The organism is Paraburkholderia sp. SIMBA_030 (assembly GCF_046535245.1).
Taxonomy (GTDB): domain Bacteria; phylum Pseudomonadota; class Gammaproteobacteria; order Burkholderiales; family Burkholderiaceae; genus Paraburkholderia.
Genome location: NZ_JAWRXB010000886.1, coordinates 1 through 260 on the forward strand (window position 1 = coordinate 1; position 260 = coordinate 260).

1 protein-coding gene is annotated in these 260 nt (G+C 64.2%); it reads left to right on the top strand.

Annotated elements, in window-relative coordinates; genetic code table 11:
* Positions 1–242, top strand: a 242-nt coding sequence (locus tag SB772_RS42565; RefSeq protein ID WP_410838841.1) for a GNAT family N-acetyltransferase, incomplete at its 5' end; no start/stop codon positions are given.
* Positions 243–260: the final 18 nt, after the last annotated feature.

A 260-nucleotide genomic window follows, 5' to 3' on the forward strand; every position in this document is an offset into this window, starting at 1 on the left:
TCGATGCGTCGCATCATGGTCGCGGCATCGGCGGCCGGCTCCTGGCCGCCGCCATCGAACTCGCCGAAAACTGGCTGAACGTCACGCGCCTTGAATTGACCGTATTCGTCGACAACCCGGCGGCCATCGCGCTGTATGAAAAGCACGGTTTCCGGATCGAGGGAGAGGCGCCGGACTACGCGCTACGCGACGGCGCGTATGCGTCGGTGTATCAGATGGCGCGGATCAAAGGGCGGCAGTAATGGAGGCGTGCACGCAGC